1 rRNA gene is annotated in these 2,986 nt (G+C 51.2%); it reads right to left on the bottom strand.

Annotated elements, in window-relative coordinates:
* Nucleotides 1–8 precede the first annotated feature (8 nt).
* Nucleotides 9–2,930, bottom strand: a 23S ribosomal RNA gene (locus ACLBXA_RS29270).
* Between the last annotated feature and the right edge of the window lie 56 nt (nucleotides 2,931–2,986).

The raw sequence follows: 2,986 nt of genomic DNA, 5'->3' as shown, positions 1-2,986 counted from the left end.
CATATTATATGGTTAAGTCCTCGATCTATTAGTATTCGTCAGCTCCACATGTCACCATGCTTCCACCTCGAACCTATCAACCTGATCATCTTTCAGGGATCTTACTAGCTTACGCTATGGGAAATCTCATCTTGAGGGGGGCTTCATGCTTAGATGCTTTCAGCACTTATCCCTTCCGCACATAGCTACCCAGCTATGCCCTTGGCAGAACAACTGGTACACCAGCGGTGCGTCCATCCCGGTCCTCTCGTACTAAGGACAGCTCCTCTCAAATTTCCTACGCCCACGACGGATAGGGACCGAACTGTCTCACGACGTTCTGAACCCAGCTCGCGTACCGCTTTAATGGGCGAACAGCCCAACCCTTGGGACCGACTACAGCCCCAGGATGCGATGAGCCGACATCGAGGTGCCAAACCTCCCCGTCGATGTGGACTCTTGGGGGAGATAAGCCTGTTATCCCCGGGGTAGCTTTTATCCGTTGAGCGATGGCCCTTCCATGCGGAACCACCGGATCACTAAGCCCGACTTTCGTCCCTGCTCGACTTGTAGGTCTCGCAGTCAAGCTCCCTTATGCCTTTGCACTCTACGAATGATTTCCAACCATTCTGAGGGAACCTTTGGGCGCCTCCGTTACACTTTAGGAGGCGACCGCCCCAGTCAAACTGCCCACCTGACACTGTCTCCCGGGTCGATAAGACCCGTAGGTTAGAATTTCAATACAGTCAGGGCGGTATCCCACCAGCGCCTCCACCGAAGCTTGCGCTCCGGTTTCAATGGCTCCCGCCTATCCTGTACAAACTGTACCAAAATTCAATATCAGGCTACAGTAAAGCTCCACGGGGTCTTTCCGTCCTGTCGCGGGTAACCTGCATCTTCACAGGTACTATAATTTCACCGAGTCTCTGGTTGAGACAGTGCCCAAATCGTTACACCTTTCGTGCGGGTCGGAACTTACCCGACAAGGAATTTCGCTACCTTAGGACCGTTATAGTTACGGCCGCCGTTTACTGGGGCTTCAGTTCAGAGCTTCGCTTACGCTAACCCCTCTCCTTAACCTTCCAGCACCGGGCAGGTGTCACCCCCTATACTTCGCCTTACGGCTTCGCAGAGAGCTGTGTTTTTGCTAAACAGTCGCTTGGGCCTATTCACTGCGGCTTTCCGTTAAGAAAGCACCCCTTCTCCCGAAGTTACGGGGTCATTTTGCCGAGTTCCTTAACCAGAGTTCTCTCGCACACCTTAGGATTCTCTCCTCGCCTACCTGTGTCGGTTTGCGGTACAGGCACCTTTTATCTCGCTAGAAGCTTTTCTTGGCAGCGGGGAATCAAAGACTTCGCTCCATAAGGAGCTTCCCCATCACAGCTCAGCCTTTACGATAAGCGGATTTGCCTACTTATCAGCCTAACTGCTTGGACGTGCACAACCAATCGCACGCTTCTTCTATCCTTCTGCGTCCCTCCATTGCTCAAACGATAAAGAGGTGGTACAGGAATATCAACCTGTTGTCCATCGCCTACGCCTGTCGGCCTCGGCTTAGGTCCTGACTAACCCTGAGCGGACGAGCCTTCCTCAGGAAACCTTAGGCATTCGGTGGACGGGATTCTCACCCGTCTTTCGCTACTCATACCGGCATTCTCACTTCTAAGCGCTCCACCAGTCCTTCCGGTCTGACTTCACTGCACTTAGAACGCTCCCCTACCACTGATACCATTGGTATCAATTCGCAGCTTCGGTGGTGTATTTAGCCCCGGTACATTTTCGGCGCAGAGTCACTCGACTAGTGAGCTATTACGCACTCTTTAAATGGTGGCTGCTTCTAAGCCAACATCCTAGTTGTCTAAGCAACTCCACATCCTTTTCCACTTAATACACACTTTGGGACCTTAGCTGGCGATCTGGGCTGTTTCCCTCTTGACTACGGATCTTATCACTCGCAGTCTGACTCCTAAGGATAAGTCATTGGCATTCGGAGTTTGACTGAATTCGGTAATCCGATGAGGACCCCTAGTTCAATCAGTGCTCTACCTCCAAGACTCTTACACTTAAGGCTAGCCCTAAAGCTATTTCGGGGAGAACCAGCTATCTCCAGGTTCGATTGGAATTTCTCCGCTACCCACACCTCATCCCCGCACTTTTCAACGTGCGTGGGTTCGGGCCTCCATTCAGTGTTACCTGAACTTCACCCTGGACATGGGTAGATCACCTGGTTTCGGGTCTACGACCACGTACTAAACGCCCTATTCAGACTCGCTTTCGCTGCGGCTCCGCCTCTTCAGCTTAACCTCGCACGGGATCGTAACTCGCCGGTTCATTCTACAAAAGGCACGCCATCACCCATTAACGGGCTCTGACTATTTGTAGGCACACGGTTTCAGGATCTCTTTCACTCCCCTTCCGGGGTGCTTTTCACCTTTCCCTCACGGTACTGGTTCACTATCGATCACTAGGGAGTATTTAGCCTTGGGAGATGGTCCTCCCAGATTCCGACGGAATTTCACGTGTTCCGCCGTACTCAGGATACATTCAAGAGAGAACGAAGTTTCGACTACGGGGTTGTTACCCTCTACGACGGACCTTTCCAGGTCGCTTCGTCTACCTCGTTCCTTTGTAACTCCGTATAGAATGTCCTACAACCCCAAGAGGCAAGCCTCTTGGTTTGGGCTATGTTCCGTTTCGCTCGCCGCTACTCAGGAAATCGCATTTGCTTTCTCTTCCTCCAGGTACTTAGATGTTTCAGTTCCCTGGGTCTGTCTTCCATACCCTATGTATTCAGGTAAGGATACCATACCATTACGTATAGTGGGTTTCCCCATTCGGAAATCTTCGGATCAAAGCTTACTTACAGCTCCCCGAAGCATATCGGCGTTAGTCCCGTCCTTCATCGACTCCTAGTGTCAAGGCATCCACCGTGCGCCCTTTCTAACTTAACCAAACTAAAATTAAAAAAATATGAGCTACACTGTTATCTAGTTTTCAAAGAACATAC

Source organism: Bacillus sp. D48C (assembly GCF_053345735.1).
This window is presented reverse-complemented; position numbering and strand designations above follow the sequence as displayed.